At 61.8% G+C, this 20,468-nt stretch carries 19 protein-coding genes and 1 other RNA gene; 11 read left to right on the forward strand and 9 right to left on the reverse strand.

The genetic code is table 11. From position 1 onward, the window contains the following. Positions 1 to 350 precede the first annotated feature (350 nt). The 3 genes from ACTZWY_RS08205 to ACTZWY_RS08215 form a co-directional block, all read right to left on the reverse strand. Positions 351 to 821 carry an SspB family protein gene (locus tag ACTZWY_RS08205; RefSeq protein ID WP_444790226.1) on the reverse strand — a complete coding sequence of 157 codons (471 nt, stop codon included), beginning with the start codon at positions 819 to 821 and terminating at the stop codon, positions 351 to 353. Between the two features lie 176 nt (positions 822 to 997). Then, positions 998 to 1,347, reverse strand: a transfer-messenger RNA (tmRNA) gene (ssrA, locus tag ACTZWY_RS08210). 43 nt (positions 1,348 to 1,390) lie between these two features. Further along, on the reverse strand, positions 1,391 to 1,777 hold the full coding sequence (locus tag ACTZWY_RS08215) for a hypothetical protein (RefSeq protein WP_444790205.1): 387 nt from the start codon (positions 1,775 to 1,777) through the stop codon (positions 1,391 to 1,393). A gap of 301 nt (positions 1,778 to 2,078) precedes the next feature. On the opposite strand from ACTZWY_RS08215, the gene ACTZWY_RS08220 reads away from it, so the two are divergent. From ACTZWY_RS08220 to ACTZWY_RS08245, 6 genes are all read left to right on the forward strand, one after another. Next, positions 2,079 to 2,762 carry a 50S ribosomal protein L21 gene (locus ACTZWY_RS08220; RefSeq protein ID WP_444790206.1) on the forward strand — a complete coding sequence of 228 codons (684 nt, stop codon included), beginning with the start codon at positions 2,079 to 2,081 and terminating at the stop codon, positions 2,760 to 2,762. Positions 2,763 to 2,768: 6 nt separating this feature from the next. Then, positions 2,769 to 3,038 carry a 50S ribosomal protein L27 gene (gene rpmA / locus ACTZWY_RS08225; RefSeq protein WP_444790207.1) on the forward strand — a complete coding sequence of 90 codons (270 nt, stop codon included), beginning with the start codon at positions 2,769 to 2,771 and terminating at the stop codon, positions 3,036 to 3,038. Between the two features lie 132 nt (positions 3,039 to 3,170). Then, complete coding sequence (locus tag ACTZWY_RS08230; protein WP_444790227.1) at positions 3,171 to 3,719, forward strand: GNAT family N-acetyltransferase; 549 nt, start codon at positions 3,171 to 3,173, stop codon at positions 3,717 to 3,719. Positions 3,720 to 3,892: 173 nt separating this feature from the next. Further along, positions 3,893 to 5,287, forward strand: a complete 1,395-nt coding sequence (fumC, locus tag ACTZWY_RS08235; RefSeq protein WP_444790208.1) for a class II fumarate hydratase — start codon at positions 3,893 to 3,895, stop codon at positions 5,285 to 5,287. A gap of 269 nt (positions 5,288 to 5,556) precedes the next feature. Then, a complete protein-coding gene (locus ACTZWY_RS08240) occupies positions 5,557 to 5,739 on the forward strand; it encodes a DUF4169 family protein (protein WP_444790209.1) in 183 nt (60 codons plus the stop codon). After that, positions 5,736 to 5,978 (forward strand): ribbon-helix-helix domain-containing protein, encoded by a 243-nt coding sequence (locus ACTZWY_RS08245; RefSeq protein ID WP_444790210.1) that lies wholly within the window; start codon positions 5,736 to 5,738, stop codon positions 5,976 to 5,978. Before ACTZWY_RS08240 ends, ACTZWY_RS08245 begins: the two co-directional genes overlap by 4 nt. Before the next feature lie 9 nt (positions 5,979 to 5,987). On the opposite strand, the gene ACTZWY_RS08250 is transcribed toward ACTZWY_RS08245, so the two are convergent. The 6 genes from ACTZWY_RS08250 to ACTZWY_RS08275 all read right to left on the reverse strand — a co-directional run bounded on the left by ACTZWY_RS08250 (position 5,988) and on the right by ACTZWY_RS08275 (position 13,110). After that, positions 5,988 to 7,868: a bifunctional sugar phosphate isomerase/epimerase/4-hydroxyphenylpyruvate dioxygenase family protein gene (locus tag ACTZWY_RS08250; protein ID WP_444790211.1), complete on the reverse strand. Its 1,881-nt coding sequence runs from the start codon at positions 7,866 to 7,868 to the stop codon at positions 5,988 to 5,990. Further along, positions 7,865 to 8,716, reverse strand: a complete 852-nt coding sequence (locus ACTZWY_RS08255; RefSeq protein ID WP_444790212.1) for a shikimate dehydrogenase family protein — start codon at positions 8,714 to 8,716, stop codon at positions 7,865 to 7,867. Before ACTZWY_RS08255 ends, ACTZWY_RS08250 begins: the two co-directional genes overlap by 4 nt. Positions 8,717 to 8,723: 7 nt before the next feature. Then, positions 8,724 to 10,232 (reverse strand): tripartite tricarboxylate transporter permease, encoded by a 1,509-nt coding sequence (locus tag ACTZWY_RS08260; RefSeq protein ID WP_444790213.1) that lies wholly within the window; start codon positions 10,230 to 10,232, stop codon positions 8,724 to 8,726. Then, entirely contained in the window at positions 10,232 to 10,801 is a 570-nt protein-coding gene (locus ACTZWY_RS08265) for a tripartite tricarboxylate transporter TctB family protein (protein WP_444790214.1), read from the reverse strand. Before ACTZWY_RS08265 ends, ACTZWY_RS08260 begins: the two co-directional genes overlap by 1 nt. A 279-nt stretch (positions 10,802 to 11,080) precedes the next feature. After that, complete coding sequence (locus tag ACTZWY_RS08270) at positions 11,081 to 12,079, reverse strand: Bug family tripartite tricarboxylate transporter substrate binding protein (RefSeq protein WP_444790215.1); 999 nt, start codon at positions 12,077 to 12,079, stop codon at positions 11,081 to 11,083. Between the two features lie 101 nt (positions 12,080 to 12,180). Then, a complete protein-coding gene (locus ACTZWY_RS08275; RefSeq protein ID WP_444790216.1) occupies positions 12,181 to 13,110 on the reverse strand; it encodes a LysR family transcriptional regulator in 930 nt (309 codons plus the stop codon). A 106-nt stretch (positions 13,111 to 13,216) separates the two neighbouring features. On the opposite strand from ACTZWY_RS08275, the gene ACTZWY_RS08280 reads away from it, so the two are divergent. The 5 genes from ACTZWY_RS08280 (at position 13,217) to ACTZWY_RS08300 (ending at position 20,386) form a co-directional block, all read left to right on the forward strand. Further along, positions 13,217 to 14,896: an FAD-dependent oxidoreductase gene (locus tag ACTZWY_RS08280; RefSeq protein ID WP_444790217.1), complete on the forward strand. Its 1,680-nt coding sequence runs from the start codon at positions 13,217 to 13,219 to the stop codon at positions 14,894 to 14,896. Next, on the forward strand, positions 14,893 to 15,678 hold the full coding sequence (locus ACTZWY_RS08285) for a sugar phosphate isomerase/epimerase family protein (RefSeq protein WP_444790218.1): 786 nt from the start codon (positions 14,893 to 14,895) through the stop codon (positions 15,676 to 15,678). Before ACTZWY_RS08280 ends, ACTZWY_RS08285 begins: the two co-directional genes overlap by 4 nt. Positions 15,679 to 15,809: 131 nt before the next feature. Continuing rightward, complete coding sequence (locus tag ACTZWY_RS08290) at positions 15,810 to 16,775, forward strand: efflux RND transporter periplasmic adaptor subunit (RefSeq protein WP_444790219.1); 966 nt, start codon at positions 15,810 to 15,812, stop codon at positions 16,773 to 16,775. Continuing rightward, a complete protein-coding gene (locus ACTZWY_RS08295; protein ID WP_444790220.1) occupies positions 16,772 to 19,957 on the forward strand; it encodes an efflux RND transporter permease subunit in 3,186 nt (1,061 codons plus the stop codon). The genes ACTZWY_RS08290 and ACTZWY_RS08295 overlap by 4 nt, the downstream gene beginning before the upstream one ends. 222 nt (positions 19,958 to 20,179) lie before the next feature. Next, positions 20,180 to 20,386, forward strand: coding sequence for a cold-shock protein (locus ACTZWY_RS08300; protein ID WP_444790221.1), 207 nt, complete (start codon positions 20,180 to 20,182; stop codon positions 20,384 to 20,386). Positions 20,387 to 20,468 lie beyond the last annotated feature (82 nt).

The following is a 20,468-nucleotide window of genomic DNA, read 5'->3' on the forward strand; positions in this document are numbered from 1 at the left end:
CCAGACCCGGAAACGCGAAAGTGGCCTTTTGCGGACACTGGGAATGCCCCAAGGCGCGGAGCAAAGGCCGCAGGCCGCCGCGCCATCGGCGGGCCGTCCCGCGGCCTGCCGATTTCGCCAGTTCCACGCCAAGCCTTTGAACTCAGGAGTATGCCGCCTGCATAAACTGCATTCCTAAAACGTCGGATCGGCAGACCCCGGCCCGCCGATAGCGCGGGCTTTGTCCAAGGGCGAGCGTCCGCTTCAGGCCATTCCCGCCCGAAAGGTCAATCCTGCCAGCACCAGTTCACCCGCAAGCACGAAACCGCGCCAACCATGCGGCCCGCCCCCCTGCTCTGCTACGGCGCCGGTTATTTGCGGAATTTGTCCAGACTGACGACTTCGCCGCTTTTTTCCTCTGACGGGGCGTCTTCCATCATCGGGGCTTCATCAAAGCTGTCATCATCTTCGTCGTCATCATCGTCGTCGCTTTGCAATTCGAAGCGCAGCCCGAATTCAACGGAAGGGTCAACGAAAGTGGAGATCGAATCAAACGGGATATACAGCGGTTCGGGCGAATTCCCGAAATTCAGCGTAATGGCAAAACCGTCTTCATCCACATCAAGATTCTCGAACCAGTTTTGCACCACCAGCGTAATTTCCTCTGGGTAGCGGTCGCGCAGCCAGTCGGCCATCTGCATATCGGGATGGCCAGTATCGACAGTTATGAAAAAATGATGCGCGCCCGGCAGGCCGTCGCGGGCAACCCCTTCCATCACGCTGCGGATCAGGCCGCGCATGGCTTCGTGCATCAGATTGCCGTAGTCTATGCCGCGTGTCATCTCTGGTTCAACCTTCGCCTTGTGCATTGTCACATGTGACATGTCGCATCCGCCCTGCATGTGCAGCATAAGCAAATCATCCCCGAATGAAAGAGGGGGCGCGCGCTTTTTGCCACTTTTTGCCGGACCGGGAAAAAACTGTCGGTCCTGCGCGAATATGGTGCCAACTGTTTGAAAGTGCAGGCTTCTGTTGCCAGGTGCCTGCGAACCCCGCCTTACGCGGCTAAGCGCAAGGGCTTAAGTTTCGGTTTGGTTACTGCTTACGCAGCAACTGCTACCGGAGCACGGTTGTCATTTGCAACTGTACGATTTGCACCGATAACGGTGGTGGCTCACCGAGACAAAGCTAACCCCTTTAGACGTTCGTCGATCCTGTTTCGGCCCCATTGTCCCCAAATGAAGGATAAATGGTGGAGCCGCCGGGTACCGCCCCCGGGTCCGATCCGCTTATTACGAGCGCGTTTATGTCCATAGTTCCTTGCGGAACACGCCTAATCTAGGCGCTGGGGGGGGCAGTTGCAAGGGGGCTTGCTACCCTGGCAACCGCGCCCGCGCAATTTGACGGGTGCTTAGCGGTCTACATAGATCTGCAGCGCTTCGCCTTGCCCGTTGCGGCCGTAAATATCCACCCGGACCTTGGCGCCCCCTTGGGTGACCGCGCGGGCGGCGACGGGGTCTATGCGGCCATTTTGCATCATGCGTTCCATGATCGCCCGATTCTGCGCAGTGCCGAAAAAACCGTCCCAGTCGTCACCGGGATGGGCAATGCCGAAACGGTGGTAATTCGCGCGGTCCTGCCGCAAGATTTGCCATGGCTGCGTCAAGCGCTGGCCGTTGGAATTGACCAAATCTTCCTTGCCTATATACGCGTGATAGGATGCGATCAGCGTTTGGCCCTGCGCGGCTGCGGCGCTGGCAACTACCAGCGCAAGCATAAGAAGAATAACAGGCTTCACAACATAGTCCTTGCGCTTTATCATGTTAGTGGCAACAGTATTGGCACAATTGCGCCTGTAATCAAGCCTGTTGACGGGTCTGAACTGCCACGCGCGGTGCACGGATATTGACCGCGCATTCCGCGCCCCACCCGCTTGACACAGCGCCACCTTTGCCCCATAGGACAGCTTCCGTTCGGGCATTCGGCCCGCGCGGCGTTATGGTATTGTCCGCAACGCGGACACGCCGCCCGAGGCAGCTTAACGCCCGCAGCAGACGCGGGGGCCACAGGGCGCGGAGAATGATGAAGGAACAGACCGAATGTTTGCGGTCCTCAAAACTGGTGGTAAGCAATACCGTGTGCAGGCAGGCGATGTGCTGCGCGTGGAACGTATTGCTGCACAAGCTGGCGACAAAGTCCAGTTCAACGAAATTCTGATGCTCGGCGGCGATACGCCTGTAATCGGTGCGCCTGTTGTAGACGGCGCTGCCGTGCAAGCCGAGGTTATTGACCAGATCAAGGCCGACAAGGTCATCCATTATGTCAAACGCCGCCGCAAGCACAGCTCGCAGCGCACAAAAGGCCACCGCCAGAAGCTGACACTGGTGCGCGTGACCGACATTCTGGCATCGGGCGCTGAGTCGACCGGCGTGATGGCAGCTATCGGCACAGGGTCAGTGTCAGGTTTCGCCATTGAAGCAGCGGCACCGGCAAAACCAGCTAAAGCAGCCAAGGCAGGCGCCGCGGCAGTGGAAGGCAGCAAGCCTGCCAACCTGCTGAGCGAAGCGCGCGACGGCAAGGCAGATGACCTGAAAAAGATTTCTGGCGTCGGCCCGAAGCTGGAAACGCTGTTGAATGAAAATGGCGTGTTCCATTTTGACCAGATTGCCGCTTGGAATGCCGCCGAGATTGCCTATATGGATGATCAACTGTCATTCAAGGGCCGGATCGAACGTGATGGCTGGATTGACCAAGCCAAACAATTCGCAGCCGAGAAGGAGTAACACCTCATGGCACACAAGAAAGCAGGCGGTTCCTCCCGCAACGGTCGCGACTCAGCAGGTCGCCGCCTTGGCGTTAAGCTCTATGGTGGGCAGCACGCGATTCCCGGTAACATTATCGTGCGTCAGCGCGGCACCAAACATTGGGCCGGCGAAGGCGTCGGCATGGGCCGCGACCACACCCTGTTTGCACTGACCGAAGGCCGCGTAACCTTTACCAAAGGTCTGAAGGGTCGCAGCTTCGTGTCCATCGCCCCGATGGTGGACGCAGCAGAGTAAGCCGAACTTTTACATTTTACATGTAGAACAGGGTCGGCAGCAATGCCGGCCCTGTTTATTTTCTGGCATCCCCGCGCATGGAGGAGTGTGCAGGGCAGCGTCAACGCCCTGTTTTGGAGGAATGAAATGACCATGACGACCCTGCCACTTGCAGATCAGCCGATTCTTACATCGGAACGACTGGTTTTGCGGCCCTTGCAAAAGTCGGATGCAGCGCTTCTGGGCATGTATTCGGGCGACAAGCGCGTGGCCGAGGGGACGCGGTCCATTCCCCACCCCTTGCCGCCCGGCGCCACAGAGCAATTCATCGAACGTGCGCTGTCGGCCAAGCGCGATGAAGATGTGTGGGTGATGGACGGGTCGGCCACGGGGTCTGCGCCGGTGCTGGGGCTGGTGTCGCTGAAACCACTGGACCGCCAGCAAAGCCAGATCGGGTTTTGGGTCGCGCCTGCGTTCTGGAATGCAGGCTACGCGTCCGAGGCGCTGCGCTGTATCATTGCGGCCAATCCGCATAAATCGCGCACCCTATTCGCAGAGGTGTTTCAGGACAACACAGCATCAGCGCATGTGCTGACCAATGCCGCCTTCGATTACCTGGGGGACGCCGAAGCCTATTCTGTGGCGCGCCGCGCAGCGGTGCCAACCTGGACCTATATCCGGCGCATGTCCCCGTCCGAATAGGCGAAAACCAGGTCACGGGGGCGCGGGAACCGCGCGCCCCAGTTCCCATGTGGCGGGCGATCTATGCAAGGGGTTTGGCGCTTCAATCAGTATGCCGTCGCATACTGATTGATTTCCCCCTGTCAAGCCGCTAAGCACTGGGCAAATCCTGTCCAAGACAATGGAGTCCGCACATGACCACCACCCGCATTGAAACCGACAGCTTCGGCCCACTGGACGTTCCCGCAGACAAGTATTGGGGCGCACAAACGCAGCGCTCCATCATCAATTTCCCCATCGGCTGGGAACGCCAGCCCGTGCCGATCATCCGCGCCTTGGGGGCCATCAAATGGGCCTGCGCGCTGGTCAACCGGGAACAGGGCACGCTGGACGCGGACCTGGCCGACGCCATCACCACCGCCGCGCAAGAAGTGTTTGACGGCAAGTTTGACGACAATTTCCCGCTGGTCGTGTGGCAAACAGGGTCAGGCACCCAGTCCAACATGAACGCCAATGAAGTGATTTCAAACCGCGCGATTGAAATTCTGGGCGGCGAAATGGGGTCGAAGAAACCTGTCCACCCCAATGACCATGTGAATATGGGCCAGTCCAGCAACGACACCTTCCCCACCGCCATGCATGTGGCCATCGGCATGCTGGCGCGCGATGTGCTGTTGCCGGGGCTGCATAAACTGCATGCAGCACTTGCCGCGAAATCCGAGGAATTCAAGGACATCATCAAGATTGGCCGCACCCATACCCAGGACGCCACGCCCCTGACGCTGGGGCAGGAATTCGGCGGCTATGCCCATCAGGTGAAAATGGGCATTGCGCGTGTGGAAATGTGCCTGCCCCATATTTATGAACTGGCGCAGGGCGGCACGGCTGTGGGCACAGGGCTGAACACGCGCAAGGGCTGGGATGTGAATGTGGCGGGCCATATTGCCAAAATCACCGGCCTGCCGTTTGTGACCGCCCCCAATAAATTTGAAGCGCTGGCCGCACATGATGCCATGGTCATGTTCTCGGGGGCGCTGAAAACGGTGGCGGGGTCATTGTTCAAGATCGCCAATGACATGCGGCTTCTGGGGTCCGGCCCGCGGTCGGGCTTGGGCGAGTTGATCCTGCCGGAAAATGAACCGGGCAGTTCCATCATGCCCGGCAAGGTCAACCCCACACAGGCCGAAGCGCTGACTATGGTCTGCGCCCATGTCATGGGCAATGACGCCGCCGTGGGCTTTGCGGGGTCGCAGGGGCATTTTGAACTGAATGTCTATAACCCGATGATGAGCTATAATGTGCTGCAATCCATGCAGCTTCTGGGCGATGCGGCGTCCAGCTTCACCGATAACATGGTGGTGGGCACCCGCGCCAATGTGGACCGCATTGACCGCCTGATGAAGGAATCGCTGATGCTGGTCACCGCACTTGCGCCCACCATCGGCTATGACAACGCCACCAAAGTGGCCAAGACCGCACATAAGAACGGCACCACATTGAAAGAAGAAGCCATCGCGCTGGGGTTTGTGGACGCCGAAACATTTGACCGCGTGGTGCGGCCCGAAGACATGATCGGCCCGAAAGACTGACAGACTGGCGCGCGCCCCGAAAGGGGCGCGCTGAATTTTCGCGCAAGGCACCATAGCTGGCAGTCCCGGTTGCCCGAAACGCCCCCTGCATGCGCAGCAGCCTTCTGATGAAATACCCCGTGACGACAGCACAGCTTTTGCCCGTGCCACGCACGGGCAGCGCCCGACCCGCCCCCACGGGGCGGGCGCGGGGGACAGTGTGGCGCAGGGTGATCGGCCCCCAATTTTTCTTATTGCGCCCCCCGGCCCCACCCCGTTACCATTCCTGCATGACACAAATCATCAACCTTCGCACCGCCCGCAAGCAGGCCACCCGCGCCAAGGGGCGCAAGCTGGCAGATGCGAGCGCCGCCAAACATGGCCGCAGCAAGGCCGAACGCAGCTTGCAAGACGCGCGCCAAGCCAAGGCGCGCGCCGAACTGGACGCCCATAAACGCGACCCCGCCCCATGAACGCGCGCCCCGTCAAACATTCGCTGACATTGCGCGGCCACCGCACATCCGTGTCGCTGGAACATATTTTCTGGCAGGAATTCCGCCGCATCGCGCGTGAACGCGGGCTGGCGCTGAACCTGCTGGCCGCGCAGATCGACGCCAGGCGCGGCGATGTGGGGCTGGCATCGGCCATCCGGGTGTTTGTGCTGGAAACCGCATTGCAACAGGACCAGCACGACCCCACCCAGACGCCCTGACCCCTGCGCCTAGCGCTGCGGCATGCCCTGCCCGCGTGTCACCCGGCGTTGCGCGGCAATGCGGTAGGGCGCGTTTGGTGCCCCATACCCGTCATAGCGGCCATCGCGCTGGACAATCTCGAAAAACAGTCCGTCCTTGCGCGGGGTGCTGAACAGCTGGAAGAAACTGCCGCCCTCATCCTCGTCATACAGGATACTTTCGCGTTCCAGCCGGTCCACAAGTTCCTGTGGCAGCCCGAAGCGCGCCTTCAGGTCGGCATAGTAATTCGCCCCCAGCCGCAGCCGTTCAAACCCGCAGGCCGCCAGTTTGGCGGATGTGCCGAATATATCATCGGTGGCAAAAGCCACATGCTGCACCGAGGCGCCCAGACTGTCCTGAATGAACCGCCCCGCAAATGTGCGGTGGGTGTCCGCGCCATTCAGTGTCAGGCGCAGCCCCCCGCTTTTGATGGCCTGAGAACGCACCACACCGCCGGGGTCAATGACATCGACAATCGGGGATTTCTGCGCCTGAAACAGGGTCGTGTAATACAGCGACCAACTGAGCATTTCATCATAGGCCATGGTCTGCCCGATATGGTCAATGCGCGTCAGCCCGGCCCCGCCCGCAACGGGCCGCACATCGAAATCGCGGTGCCATATCCGGCCCAGTTCCGGCCCGTCATCCAGCAAGCGCAGCAACCCACCCCCCAAGGAATGCAGCGCGGGAATGGACAATTCCCCCGGACCGTGTTCGGTGCCGTCATTGGCATCGGCGCCCAGTTCGCGCGCGCGGGCCTGCGCTTGTGCGGCATCGGGCAGTTGCAGCGCAATTTCGCTGATGCTGGTGCCGTGGTTTACCCATGTCAGATGCGCATGGCCCTTGCTTTCGGTATTGACCAGAATATTGATCCCGCCCTGCCGCCACAGCGCCACGGATTTGGACACATGCTGCCCCGCCTGTTCAAACCCCGCCCGCGACAGGAACGCACCCAGATCCTGTTCTTCGTCCCCCGATGTGGCGAATTCAAGAAAGGCCACATCCTGCACCTGCTGCGGCGCGGGCATCACGGGCAGCGGCTGTGGCAGGTCCGGTTCCGCGCGGCGCGCCGCATCCAGCAACGCCTTAAGCGAACGCAGCGCGTCATGCGCAATTACCCCGGCAACGCCCCCGCGGAACTGGTCGTTGAAAATTTCAGGGCTGAACACATGGTCATAGCCCGTGGCCAGAACCGCGCGGGCAAACCCGGTGACGTCCAGTTCCCCTTCCAGCGGCATGCAGCGGAAATGCCGCGACAAATACAGCAGGTCCATGTCAATGCGCGGCGCATCGGCCAGATGCACATAGAAAATGCGGTCCCCCGGAATGCGGCGGATGGTGTCCACATCAATGCCGCGCGCAAGGGTATGAAAACTGTCCAGCACCAGCCCAAGGGCAGGATGGTCCGCGCGGCGCACAATTTCCCATGCGTCGCGGTGGTCATTGACATGCCGCCCCCAGGCCAGCGCTTCATACCCCACGCGCAGACCACGGCGCGCGGCGCGTTCGCCCAATTCATGCAGGTCAGCGGCGCAGCGGTCCACGCCCCCGCGCGCCGCCGGGTGCAGGTTGGAACACACCAGCATCAGGTCGCAGCCCAATTCGCCCATCAGGTCGAATTTATGTTCCGCACGCGCGAAAGCGCGGCTGCGCAGCGGTTCGGGCAGTCCTTCAAAATCGCGGAAGGGTTGGAACAGCGTGATCTCCAGCCCGTAATCGCGCACCATACGCCCGATGTCGCGCGGGCTGGCGTCCGAGGCAATCAGATCCTGTTCAAATATCTCAACCCCGTCCAGCCCGGCGGCGGCGATGGCTTCCAGTTTCTGGCGCAAATCACCAGCAATGGACACTGTGGCAAGGGACAGTTTCATGCGACCCCCTCGGCCGGGGCCAGCAGATCAGCGCGCAGTTGCGGCAGGTCCAGCGCCCGCCCGCCCGAAAACAACGCCCAGGCATGCACGCCCTGCCAGAAGAACAATTCCCATCCCGACAGCACTTGCGCGCCTTGCGCCTGCGCATCGGTCAGAAACTGTGTGTCCGCAGGGGTATAGACTGCATCAAACGCCCATTCGGCGCCTGCCATGGCACTGCGCGCCAATGGCGTGCCGTCATGGCCGACCATGCCCACAGGGGTGCAATTGACAACACCTTGCGCGCCCGCTGCGCCCTGTTGCGCATCATCGGCAACCTGCACCACCACCCCGGGCGCGGCCTGGCGCAAATCTGCGGCCAGGGCGTCTGCCTTGCTGCGGTCGCGGTCCACAAGGCGCAAGTCCCGCACCCCCAGCGCCACCAGCCCAAACGCCACCGCGCGCCCCACACCGCCTGTGCCGATCATCAGCACCGCGCCTACTGGCGCATCCCCGCGCAGCCCGCGGTAGGCGGCCATGAACCCTGAATAGTCGGTATTATGCCCCACTGGGCCGTCTGGTTCGAAAATCACTGTATTGACCGCCCCCACCGCCCGCACCAGCGGGTCAGGAACTGTCACGCGCGCGACCACCTGTTCCTTATAGGGATAGGTGACATTCACACCCCGGTAGCCCCCCGCCGCCGCATCAGCAAACACGGAAGCAAAATCCTTGCCCAGCAGGGCGGGCACCAGCCGGTCATATTGCACGCGCAACGCGTTCTGGCGTCCCGCCAGAACATGCAACAGCGGCGAGCGTGACGCGGCAATATTGTCGCCAATCAGTCCAAGCAGCAGATCGGGGGTCATTGGTCCCTCATTTGGTACGGGAAGCGAAAAGCCGCGCCTTCGCCCATTTCCAGGGCGGGGTATGCGACAGGAAGATAAAGATTACCGCCGCCAGCAGCACCGACGACAGCGGGCTTGAAAACACCCCGTCAAAGAAGCGCCCCCAATCTTCGCGCGCGGTGATGATGGCGCGGCGCCAGTTGTCATCCAGCAGGCGCGACAGGATCACCCCCAGAATGACCGGACCCAGCGGATAGCCATAATGGCGCATGAAATAGCCCAGCACCCCAAAACCCAGCATCCAATACACATCGGTAATGGCGTTATTGACCGCATAGGCCCCCACGATGGACAGGATCAATATCAGCGGGATCAGCACGGCGCGCGGCATTTCCACCAGCTTGGTGAACAGACGTATGCCTGTCAGGCCGAAGATCAGCAGGAAGATATTGGCAAATGTCAGCGCGCCCACAATGAACCAGAACATTTCGGGGCGGTCAATCATCAGCATCGGGCCGGGGTTCAGGCCATGGATGAACAGCGCGCCAATCATGATTGCCGTGACCGCATCGCCCGGAATGCCCAATGTCATCATGGGCACGAACGCCCCGCCCACAGCGGCGTTATTGGCGGCCTCCGGGGCAACCAGCCCTTCCATGGCCCCTTCGCCAAAGGGGGTTTCGGGGTTTTTGGTCACGCGCTTGGCATGGTCATAGGCCATCAGCGCCGCAATATCGCCGCCCGTGCCCGGCAAGGCCCCGATGGTCACCCCGATGGTGGAAGTCTGCATTGACAAGGGCAGGTGTTTTCGCACCACCTTCCATGACGGGATGATGCGCCCCACCTTCTGGCGAATGGCCTTCTTGTCGACATGGTGCAGCTGCAACAACGCCTCGGACACACCGAACATGCCGATCATCACCGCGATAAAGGAAATGCCCCCGTTCAGCAGCGACAGATCGAAGGTGAAGCGCGGCGTGAATGTCAGCGGGTCACGGCCAACCGCCCCGATGGCCACCCCCAGCGCCCCGGCAAAGATACCCTTGACCAGTGATCCGGTCGACAGCGACCCCACCAGCAAAATGCCCAGCACCGCCAGAAACATGTAATCGCGCGGCTGGAACCGCAGCGCAAAGTCAGACACCAGCGGCGCGGCCACCGCCAGCACGGCAATTCCCACAAACCCGCCGATCACGGACATCACAGTGCTGACACCGATGGCCTGACCGGCCTCGCCGCGTTTGGCCATGGGGTAGCCGTCCAGCGCTGTGGCAATGGCCGACGGTGCGCCGGGAATGTTCAGCAAAATCGCCGTGCGCGCGCCGCCATAGACGCCCCCCATGTAAATGCCCACCATCAGCGCCAGCGCCGGATAGACCGACCATGAGAAGGTGAAGGAAATCAGGATGGACACTGCCATAGTGACCGAAAGGCCCGGAATGGCCCCGATATAGATGCCCGCAAACGTGCCCAGCGCCACCAGCGCCAGAAGCTGCGGTTGCATCAGCACAGTTGCAAAAGCCCAAAACGCATCCATTATCGCGCCCCCCCGAACAGGTTGCGGATCAGGTGCACAAGTTCCGCTTCAGGCACGATGCCCGCAGGCATAAGCACCGTGAACACGATACGAAACACAATCCAGATGCAGACCAGCGCGCCCAGCCCCACGCCCGCAGAAAAGACCCAGCCGCGCCCCAACAGCCGGATGCCAAGCACCAGAAACAGCGCCGTTGTGGGCAAAAACCCAAGCGGGCGCACGGCCAGCGCATAGGCCACAAGAAACCCCACGAAGGCCAGCACTCGCCACGGCAGAATGTCACGCGCCAGCGTTTCGCCTGCCACTTTCGGCAGGCGCACAGTCTGCGCAACCACAATCAGCATGCACACCACCATGATGGCGGCAGTCACCACAGGCACGGTTCCGGGGGCAGACAGTTTGCCAAAACCCGATATGCCGAACGCTTCGTTCAGCAAGACCACGCTTGCGCCCAGCAAAAAGAAGGTAAAGACAAGCTCGCCGGGGCGGCGTTGCTTCGCATACCCCCCCGGCGTCGCATCAGAGGTTCCGTCATGATGATCAGTATCACCGCGGAAATTGGGGTCCATTGCATTCTCCCTGCATCGGCGATCGGGTTGCGTGGCTTGGGCGCGGCGCAGCCAGCGCCTGTATCACGGCCCTATGACAGCACTACCACATCGCGGCAGGCAACACGTCACAAAACAAATCTCGGCGCGCGCGCGGGCCCAAAGGGCGGCTGTCCGAGAGTGCGGCAAATCCGGGGTGCCGCAGGGGGCCAGCAAGCTGCGCCCCTTGCGGCATATGCTGCCCGCCAGCGTGACGGACAGCGCCTTCAGGCCCGCGCGTCACGGGCCTGATTGTGGTGGTCAGGGGCGTTCGATCCCGAAATCTTCGGGCGAGTTTTGCGTGATGCCCGCATCATGCAACAGCCATGTGGTGTTTTGCTGCCAGCGGTTCATGAAATCCGCCGCTTCGTCACCCGCAATATTCATCATCGTGAACCCGCGATTGTCGATCATTTCAACGAAATCCGCGTTCTGCGCAGCTTCGGAATAGGCGGCCTGAAGGCTGGCAACCACATCATCAGGTGTGCCGTTTTTCACGAAAATGCCGAAAAACGGACCCCATGGAAGCAGGTCGTTATAGGCGTCGTTGAACGATGTCACTGTCGGCACATCGGGCAGGCGTTCATTTGCATCGACATCGAACATGGCCAGCGGTTTCATGGTGCCTGCGCGAATACCCTCAATCGCGGCGCCCAGAACAGCGGGCATCACGTCAATCGCGCCCCCTTGCAGCGCGGTCAGCGCGGGGCCATCGCCATCAAAGGGAACGGAAATCACGTCCAATTCCCCTTCGACAGAATTGATCATCGCAGTGATAACCGATGGCAGGCCGCCCGGCCCGGTTGCGCCAAAACGCACTTCACCGGGGTTTGCCGCGATGAAGTCCATCAATTCGGCATAATCGTTGTAAGGGGTGTTCTGACCGGCAACCAGAATCGGCGTGCCGCGCGCCAGCAGGTTGATGGCGGTGAAATCGCTGTAGTCCTTGTCGCCAAGGCCCATCACCTTATACAGAAGCGGGTTTTCCGCGCCCATCAGCAGCGTGTAGCCATCGGCGGCCTGATCAGCCACATAGTTCAGGCCAATCGCGCCCACGCCGCCGGTCATGTTTTGCATCACAACAGTGCCGCCCAGCACCGCTTCGGCATGGGGCGTGACCGAGCGCATCACCACATCGGTTGACCCACCGGCCCCCCATTGGATAATACCTTGGATTTCCTTGGTCGGGTAGTCTTGCGCCAATGCGCCTGTTGCGCCAATCAGCATTGCGGAAATGCTACCCAGAACAGTATATTTCATTGCGTCCTCCCTGAACGGCGCGTCCATCGCGCCTTGATGCGGTTATTGCGATATATTCGCATAACGTCAAATATCAAATTCGACCTTACATGAACATCATGTTAATTACTGCGCGCGGTCGTGTCAGTCCATTGGTCGGTGGCCTGCCGTAATTCGCGCCCGAAGCGGTCAATCGTGTATTCCGCAAAATTGGACAGGTTGCGCCCTTTTTTGCGCACCACATGCACATGCACGGTCGCCTCCTCCAGCAAGGGGCGGCGCACCAGACCGGGCAAATACACCTCGGCCACGGAAAATTCGTCGATCAGGGCAACGCCCAGCCCGTGGCGCACCAGACTGACCACCGTCTGGGCAAACCGCCCGCGCATGGTCTGGCGCAACTCCACCCCCGCATCCCGAAAGGGTTTGGCCAGAATCGCGCCATAGGGGTCTGACGGGTCCACCCCGATCAGGGGTTCATCCACCAGATCACGCACCGACAGCACGGGCCGCGCGGCCAGCGGGTGCCCTTCGGGCAGGACAACCACAATACGCCCGCGCGCCAGTTCGATATTTTCAACCCCCGGGTTCTGGATGGCTGAAGACATGATCACGAATTCGCCCCGTTCCAGCAGCAGGTATTCCACGGTTTCTTCGATCTTCAGGATATTCAGGTCAATGAACAGGTCAGGATAGCGCGCGCGCACCGACCTTAGCACCCGCGCCGCAATAAACTGCGCCACTGATGGCGCGGATGCGAAGGCCAGATCGGCCCCGTCGCCCTTTTGCAGGTTGAACAACGCATCATGCAGGTTTTCCACCCCGCGATGCACTTCGCGGACCTGCTCGAACACCGCACCCGCTTCGACTGCGGGAATGAACAGCCCTTCGCGGCGTTCAAACAGGCGCAGGCCAAGGGTTTCTTCGGTATGTTTGACAAGGCGGCTTATTCCGGGGGGCGAGACGCCCAGGAATTCCGCAGCCCCGCTAATGGTGCCGCGCAGCATGACGGCGCGAATAACCTCGATCTGGCGCAGGGTAAGTTCTTTCATGGCATCCTCCCGCAGGGACATTAACATGGCGTTACGCACAGGGCCAATTCGATAATTGACGTTAAGCGTATTTCCGTCAAAGGCTGCGTGGCATGCGGAGGGAATGATGACCCCACAAACCTATGACATTGTTATTCTGGGGTCGGGCGCGGCCGGGCTTGGCGCGGCAGTCACTGCTGCCGCGCATGGCGCGCAGGTGCTGGTCCTTGAAAAAGCCGGCGTTCTGGGGGGCACCACTGCATGGTCGGGCGGCTGGATATGGGCGCCAAACACCAGTCTGGCGCGCAGCGCGGGCATTGACACCGCGCCAGACGCGCCACGGCAGTATCTGCAACACGTGCTGGGCAACCATTTCACCCCCGAACGTGTTGACGCATTTCTGGACGGCGCGCCCAAAATGGTGGAATTTTTCCACAGCCGCACCGCGCTGCAATTCGACCTTGGCGCGGGTATTCCCGACACTTACAGCCACCTGCCCGGCGCGGGTCTGGGCGGGCGGTCGGTGATTGCACGCCCCTATGACGCGCGCGCGCTGAAAGGGGACATCACGGCGCTGCGCCTGCCGCTGGCGCAAACCACCTTTCACGGCATGACAATTCAGGCAGGGCCGGACCTGCGCAGCTTCATGACCATGACGCGCAACGCGCGATCCTTCGCGCATGTTACGGGTCGCGTGCTGCGTCATGCCCGCGATCTGGCGGTGCATGGGCGGGGAATGGACTTGCGCAACGGCGCGGCGCTGGCGGGGCGGTTGATGCAATCAGCGCGCGAGCTGGGCGTGGCGTGGCGCATGAATACCCGCGTTGCCGCGTTGCTGCAGGGCGGCGGCGGGGTCAATGGCGTGCAACTGGCCTGCGGCCAGATCATCCACGCGCGCAGGGGGGTCATTCTGGCCACGGGTGGCTATGGCCATGACGCCACGCTACGCGCCGCCACCTTCCCGCGCAATGACAGCCACTGCAGCCTGTCAGTGCCAACTGCGACAGGTGACGGCGTGGCACTGGCAACGGCTGTGGGCGCGCAGTTCGACACCCGTGCCGCCGCCCCCGCCGCCTATTGCCCTGTGTCAACGGTGCCCTGCCCAGATGGCACATATCATGTGTTTCCCCATATCATTGACCGGGGCAAACCCGGTGTCATTGGCGTGTTGGCCAATGGGGCGCGGTTTTGCAACGAAGGGCTGGGCTATCATGATTATGTCACCGCCCTGCTGGGTGCCACGCCCCCCGACCACCCCCCGCAATCCTGGCTGGTCTGCGACCACCGGTTCTTGCGCCGCTACGGGTTGGGCATTGTGCGGCCTGCCCCAGTGCCATGGCGGCAGTGGCGCAGGCGCGGCTATCTGAAGACCGCCAACACGCTAGCGGACCTGGCGCACGCCTGCGGCATGGATGCGGCCGGGCTGGCGCGCACAGTGGCGGACTGGAACACCCATGCCAGCGCGGGCCATGACCCCGCATTCGGCAGGGGGACGACGCCCTATATGCGCCTGCAAGGCGACCCCGACCATGGCCCCAACCCTTGCGTTGCCCCTGTTGTGAAACCGCCCTTTCACGCGGTCCGGGTCACACCGGGCAGTTTTGGCACCTTCGCGGGGCTGGCCTGTGACGGGGCGGCGCGGGTGCTGGACCATGCAGGCGCACCGATCAGCGGCCTGTATTGCGCGGGCGCAGATGCCGCCAGCCCGTTTGGCGGGTTTTATCCAGCGGGGGGGATCAACCTTGGGCCAGCGCTGACATTCGGGTTTATTGCAGGCCACCACGCCGCCACAGGGAACCGCCCATGACACGCACATTGTCGCTTGCCCATCTTAGCGCGATTGACCTGCCGCCGCCTGAGCTTGTGCGCGCCGCCGCACAGGCCGGGTTCGATGCTGTGGGCCTGCGCCTGCTGCGCGTCACCGATGACAGCCCAGGCTATGCCCTGATGGATGACCGCGCGCTGATGCAGGGCACCCTTCAGGCACTGGCGCAAACCGGCCTGTCGGTGTCCGATATCGAATTTGTCCGCATCACGCCGGAACTGGACCCCGACGCGCTGCTGCCCCTGCTGGATGCCGGCGCGGAACTGGGCGCGCGTCACCTGATCTGCGCCCCCTATGACGATGATCTGGCGCGGCTGGGCGACAGGCTGGACCAGATCGGGGCGCATTGCGCCGCGCGCGGCCTGTCGGCGGTGCTGGAGTTCTTTCCATGGACCCCCGTGCCCGACCTTGGCACCTGCTGGGACGTGGTGCAGGGCTGCGCGCCGCATGTGGGGGTGTTGCTGGACGTGCTGCATTTCGACCGCTCTGCCAGCACATTGGACCAGATCGCGCAAATCCCACCCGCGCGCCTGCCTTTCGTGCATGTCTGCGATGCGCCGCGCCATCCGCCCTACACAACGCAGGACTTGTTGCACAGCGCGCGTCAGGACCGCTTGCCGCCGGGCGCGGGGCAAATTGACATAGCGGCCATTCTGGCAGCCCTGCCACCTGACACGCCCTTGGGGCTGGAAGTGCCCATGGCCCGCCACCTGCCCGTTGCACAACATTTGCGCAGGCTGTTTGATAGCATTGCAGGTTTTTAATCCGGCCGAAATATGCTGAACTGACGGAATGATCGCACTGCGCTGCGGGTTCGGGATTTCTGCGCCGGACCATTGTATTCACATTTTGGAATGCGTATATCTGTGCAAACCTGACCAGAAGGACCGCCAACATGATGTTGTTTCGCGCCGCCGCCCTTGCCCTGCTGGGAACTGCCCTGCCCGCACTTGCCGAAAACCTGACCCTTGCCCCCCAACATGTGACTGACTGGAAAGCAGTGTTTGCTCAGGTCCAGCCCCAAACCCACCTGCCCGCCCGCGCGCGCCTTAGCGGCACGGTGTCACGCCTAAACGTGGCCGAAGGGGATATGGTGCAGGCCGGACAGGAAATTGCCCTGATCACCGATGACAAGCTGGATTTGCAACTGGCCGCACAGGATGCCCAGTTGCAGGCGCTGACATCGCAACTGGACAATGCGCGCAGCGAATTGCGCCGCGGCGAAGAATTGCTGGAACGCGGGGTCACCACAGCGCAGCGGCTGGACGGGTTGCGCACACAGGTCGAGGTTCTGGAAGGCCAGCTTGCCGCGACCCGCGCGCAGCGGTCCGTCATCGAACAACAAGCCAGCGAAGGCATTGTTCTGGCACCAGTTTCAGGCCGCGTGCTAAGTGTGCCACTGGCCGATGGCGCAGTCGTCATGCCCGGCGAGGCTGTGGTGACCATTGGCGGCGGCGGGGTTTTCCTGCGCCTTGCCATTCCCGAACGCCATGCAAGCGCCCTGACCGAAGGGGACACAATTCGCATCGCAGAAGGTCAGGACAGGGTGACAGGCACACTTGCGCGCATCTACCCCCAGATCGAGGGCGGGCGTGTCATGGCCGATATTTCAGTGGATGATCTGGACGGCACATTCGTGAATGCCCGTGTGCTGGTGCATCTGCCCATCGGAACGCGCCCCGCGCTTCTGGTGCCGCAAGCCGCCATCACCACCCGCGCGGGCCTTGATTTTGTGCAGCTCGCGGGGCCATGGCAGGGCCTGCGCACCGTTGTTCCCGGCCTGCGCCACCAGATTGACGGGGTTGAAATGGTCGAAATCCTAAGCGGGCTTTCTGCCGGTGACATGGTAGTGCTGCCATGACCACACCTTCCCAGAACCTTGGCCTTGCCGGACAACTGACCAAGGGCTTCATCCGGTCCCCCCTGACACCCCTGATCATGCTGGCCGCGCTGGCCATGGGGCTGATGGCGCTGATGCTGGTCCCGCGCGAAGAAGAACCGCAAATTTCCGTGCCGATGGTCAATATCCTGATGCAGGCACCGGGGCTGGCCGCAGATGATGCAGTGCGCCTGATTTCGCAACCCATGGAGCGGATCATTCAGGCCATTGACGGGGTGGAGCATGTCTATTCCCAGACCCATGACAACCGCGCCATGGTGACCGCGCGGTTTGCCGTGGGCACACCGTCCGACAGCGCCATCTTGCGCGTGCATGACAAGGTGCGCGCCAATATGGACCAGATCCCCGTGGGCATTCCCGAACCGCTGATTATCGGGCGCGGCATTGACGATGTGGCCATTGTGACCCTGACACTGGCCAGCGCGCCGGATGCGGGCATCAGCGCCAGTGACCTGACGCGCCTTGCGCGCGAAATGCGCGCGGATCTGGCGCGCGTGGCCGATGTGGGCCTGTCCTATATCGTGGGCAAGGCACAGGACGCCATCCGCATAGCGCCCGACCCCGAAAGGCTGGCGCTGTATGGCGTGACGCTGCAGGACCTGACCGCCAAAGTGGCCGCCGCCAACCGCACCATGACAGCGGGCCTGCTGCGCGACGGGGGCGAACAGATTGATCTTGTCGCGGGCCAAAGCCTGACCGCGCCTGCGGAAATCGCAGGGCTGTTGCTGACCACCCGCGACAACCGCCCTGTCTATGTGGGCGATGTGGCCGAAGTGGCCTTCGTGCCCGACACATCCGAACAGCTGGTGGCCCATGTCACGCGCGGGCCGGACGGCATGATCCAGCGCGAAGCGGCGGTTACGCTGGCCTTCGCAAAACGTGGCGGGTCCAATGCCGTGGTCGTGGCCAGCGCCCTGCTGGACCGCACGGCCACGCTGCAAGACACGCTGCTGCCCGATGGGGTGACGCTGGAAATTACCCGCAACTATGGCGACTCGGCGCAGGCCAAGGCCAATACACTGCTGGTCAAACTGTTTCTGGCCACATTGTCCATCATCGCGCTGACGCTGATGGCCATTGGCTGGCGCGAAAGCATCGTGGTGGCTGTCGTCATCCCCGTGACCATTCTGCTGACGCTGTTTGCCGCCTGGATCATGGGCTACACGCTGAACCGTGTCAGTCTGTTCGCGCTGATCTTCTCCATCGGGATTCTGGTGGATGATGCGATTGTCGTGATCGAAAATATCGCCCGCCACTGGTGCATGAAGGACGGGCGCGACCGTATCACCCGCGCCATTGACGCCGTGGCCGAAGTGGGCAACCCCACCATTGTGGCAACCCTGACTGTGGTTGCGGCCCTGCTGCCCATGCTGTTTGTGTCGGGGCTTATGGGGCCGTATATGAGTCCCATCCCCGCTGTGGCTTCGGCGGCGATGATCATTTCGTTTTTCATTGCTGTGATGGTCACGCCGTGGCTGATGGTCAAGATCGCGGGCGATGCCCCCATGCATGCCCATGATGGCGCGGATGGTGGCAGATTGGGGCGGGCTTTTGCCGCTGTGGCACGGCCTGTTCTGGCCACAAAGGCGCGCAGTGCGCTGTTTCTGGGCGTGACCGTGGTTTTGTCCTTCGGCTCGCTTGGATTGCTGTATACCCAGCATGTGACAGTCAAATTGCTGCCCTTTGACGACAAGACCGAACTGGCCGTGGTCATTGACATGCCGCAGGGCAGTTCGGTGCAAGCCACGGACGCAGTTGCGCAATCAGTGGCGCGCATCGCGCTGGAGTTGCCCGAAATCACCTTCGCGCAAACCTATGCGGGCACAGCCGCCCCGTTCAATTTCAACGGGCTTGTGCGGCACTATTTCTTGCGCAACGATCCGCATATGGGCGATGTCGCGCTGACTTTGTCAGGCACCGGGCGCAGCAGCCATGATGTGGCGCTGGACTTGCGCACCCGTCTGCAGGCGCTGGACCTGCCGGCAGGGACCAGCCTGAAAACCGTGGAACAGCCCCCCGGCCCGCCGGTGATGGCCACACTTCTGGCGGAAGTCTACGGCCCCACACCGGACGCCCGCCGCCAGACGGCGCGCAAATTGCGCATGGCGTTTGAAAGCGTGGATTTCATCGTCGATGTGGATGACAGTTTCGCCACCCCGCCCCGGCGCTTGCGCGCGCTGCTCTCGCCCGACCAGCTGGAATTCTTCAGTGTGCGGGAACAAGATGTGTTCGACACCATCGCCGCGCTGAATGGCACGCAGACAGTGGGCTATTCCAGCCGGGGCGACGGGCGCCACCCCATGCCCGTGATCCTTGCGCGCGACAAATCCGACAGGGTGCTGGACGAACGCGCCCTTGCCACGCCGGTTCCCGCCAATGCCCTGCCTGCGGCAACGGGCATCGTGGAACTGGGCGATGTGCTGACCCTCGCGGAAGACCGCGCCTCCTATCCGGTGTTCCGCCGCAACGGGCGCAGCATCGAAATGGTCATGGCCGAACTTGCAGGCCAGTTCGAAGCCCCCCTTTACGGCATTCTCGAAGTGGGCCGCGCCCTTGATGCGATGGACTGGCCAGACGGCGAAAAACCCCTGATCTTGCTCAATGGCCAACCCATCGATGACAGCCGCCCCACCATTTTATGGGATGGCGAGTGGGAGGTGACATGGGTCACCTTCCGCGACATGGGCGCAGCCTTCGGGGTGGCACTTCTGGGCATCTATGTGCTGGTGGTGGCGCAATTCGGCTCATTCCGGCTGCCGCTTGTGGTGCTGACGCCTGTCCCGCTGACCTTCCTTGGTATCATGGCGGGGCATTGGCTGTGGGGGGCGCCCTTCTCGGCCACCTCGATGATCGGGTTCATCGCGCTTGCAGGGATCATCGTGCGCAATTCCATCCTGCTGGTGGATTTCATCCGCCACGCTGACCCCACAGGCAAAAGCCAGACCGACATCCTGATCGAGGCGGGCGCAATCCGCTTCAAGCCCATCTTGCTGACGGCGCTGGCGGCCATGTTCGGGGCCGTGGTCATCCTGTTCGATCCCATCTTTCAGGGACTGGCCCTGTCGCTGCTGTTTGGGTTGCTGACCTCGACCTTGCTGACCGTGCTGGTCATTCCGGCCATCTACAGGGTGTTCAAAACCTGAAGACCCACACTGTCAGGGGCGCCGCCCATATGGTGGCGCGCGCCCCTGATTTCGCCTGATGCTGCATTATCCCTTGCAATTGCACCCCACGGGGCGCATATGGGTCAGGCATAGCTTCTTCATTCGATCTTCTGTCTCCTTTCGGCTTCAGTTGCGACTCTGACGACACTGGGCCAAGCCACCGCAATACTGCGGGTGGTACTATATTAAGGAGATATCACGATGGCCAAAGGCACCGTGAAATGGTTTAACGCAACCAAAGGTTTCGGCTTCATCGCACCTGAGCATGGCTCCAAGGACATTTTTGTTCATGTGACCGCTCTGGAACGCGCCGGCATCCGCCAGCTGGATGACGGCCAGGCAGTTGAATTCGATCTCGAAAGCGATCGTAACGGCCGGGAATCCGCGACGAACCTCGTTCTGGCCTGAACCGGCTTCCGGCAGAACTGATATTCAGGGCGGGGGTGACATATGTCACCCCCGCCTTTTGCATATTGACGAATATGGCGGA

The organism is Roseinatronobacter sp. NSM, assembly GCF_052379845.1.
In the GTDB taxonomy this organism is placed as follows: Bacteria; Pseudomonadota; Alphaproteobacteria; order Rhodobacterales; family Rhodobacteraceae; genus Roseinatronobacter.

What these genes read in the sequence shown, in the direction of transcription:
- ACTZWY_RS08300 (WP_444790221.1), top strand. Translation starts at nt 20,180, where the DNA reads ATGGCCAAAGGCACCGTGAAATGGTTTAACGCAACCAAAGGTTTCGGC.
- ACTZWY_RS08250 (WP_444790211.1), bottom strand. Translation starts at nt 7,868, where the DNA reads ATGAAACTGTCCCTTGCCACAGTGTCCATTGCTGGTGATTTGCGCCAG.
- ACTZWY_RS08290 (WP_444790219.1), top strand. Translation starts at nt 15,810, where the DNA reads ATGATGTTGTTTCGCGCCGCCGCCCTTGCCCTGCTGGGAACTGCCCTG.
- ACTZWY_RS08270 (WP_444790215.1), bottom strand. Translation starts at nt 12,079, where the DNA reads ATGAAATATACTGTTCTGGGTAGCATTTCCGCAATGCTGATTGGCGCA.
- ACTZWY_RS08280 (WP_444790217.1), top strand. Translation starts at nt 13,217, where the DNA reads ATGACCCCACAAACCTATGACATTGTTATTCTGGGGTCGGGCGCGGCC.
- ACTZWY_RS08265 (WP_444790214.1), bottom strand. Translation starts at nt 10,801, where the DNA reads ATGGACCCCAATTTCCGCGGTGATACTGATCATCATGACGGAACCTCT.
- ACTZWY_RS08285 (WP_444790218.1), top strand. Translation starts at nt 14,893, where the DNA reads ATGACACGCACATTGTCGCTTGCCCATCTTAGCGCGATTGACCTGCCG.
- ACTZWY_RS08220 (WP_444790206.1), top strand. Translation starts at nt 2,079, where the DNA reads ATGTTTGCGGTCCTCAAAACTGGTGGTAAGCAATACCGTGTGCAGGCA.
- ACTZWY_RS08295 (WP_444790220.1), top strand. Translation starts at nt 16,772, where the DNA reads ATGACCACACCTTCCCAGAACCTTGGCCTTGCCGGACAACTGACCAAG.
- ACTZWY_RS08255 (WP_444790212.1), bottom strand. Translation starts at nt 8,716, where the DNA reads ATGACCCCCGATCTGCTGCTTGGACTGATTGGCGACAATATTGCCGCG.
- rpmA (WP_444790207.1), top strand. Translation starts at nt 2,769, where the DNA reads ATGGCACACAAGAAAGCAGGCGGTTCCTCCCGCAACGGTCGCGACTCA.
- ACTZWY_RS08275 (WP_444790216.1), bottom strand. Translation starts at nt 13,110, where the DNA reads ATGAAAGAACTTACCCTGCGCCAGATCGAGGTTATTCGCGCCGTCATG.
- ACTZWY_RS08205 (WP_444790226.1), bottom strand. Translation starts at nt 821, where the DNA reads ATGACACGCGGCATAGACTACGGCAATCTGATGCACGAAGCCATGCGC.
- ACTZWY_RS08260 (WP_444790213.1), bottom strand. Translation starts at nt 10,232, where the DNA reads ATGGATGCGTTTTGGGCTTTTGCAACTGTGCTGATGCAACCGCAGCTT.
- ACTZWY_RS08245 (WP_444790210.1), top strand. Translation starts at nt 5,736, where the DNA reads ATGAACGCGCGCCCCGTCAAACATTCGCTGACATTGCGCGGCCACCGC.
- ACTZWY_RS08230 (WP_444790227.1), top strand. Translation starts at nt 3,171, where the DNA reads ATGACGACCCTGCCACTTGCAGATCAGCCGATTCTTACATCGGAACGA.
- ACTZWY_RS08240 (WP_444790209.1), top strand. Translation starts at nt 5,557, where the DNA reads ATGACACAAATCATCAACCTTCGCACCGCCCGCAAGCAGGCCACCCGC.
- fumC (WP_444790208.1), top strand. Translation starts at nt 3,893, where the DNA reads ATGACCACCACCCGCATTGAAACCGACAGCTTCGGCCCACTGGACGTT.